This is a genomic window from Citrobacter sp. Cc139, assembly GCF_030334645.1.
Taxonomy (GTDB): Bacteria; Pseudomonadota; Gammaproteobacteria; order Enterobacterales; family Enterobacteriaceae; genus Citrobacter; species Citrobacter werkmanii.
In genome coordinates this window covers 1-218 of sequence record NZ_JAOWDM010000036.1, presented here as the reverse complement: position 1 = coordinate 218, position 218 = coordinate 1, and the positions used below count along the sequence as shown (strand labels likewise).

The window sequence follows — 218 nt, the reverse complement described above, 5'->3', positions numbered from 1 at the left end:
AAAAGTGTCGATACTGCCAGCGCGCAGACGCTGGAGCTGGAGGCGCAGTTACGCACTCTGCAGGAGCATAAGAGCATCACGGATACCATCAGCCAGCAGCGGCAGGAATTGTGGAAACAGCAATCCCGCTTTTCGGTTCTGGAAGAGGCCGCCAAAAAGCGCGCGCTGACCGCCGATGAAAAATCGGTGCTGGCGAACAAAGACGAGGTACTGGCGCG

1 protein-coding gene is annotated in these 218 nt (G+C 57.8%); it reads left to right on the top strand.

Features of this window, described 5'->3' with window-relative positions; genetic code table 11:
- A partial coding sequence (locus OGV69_RS25265) for a hypothetical protein (protein WP_286469002.1) occupies positions 1–218 on the top strand: 218 nt, incomplete at both ends.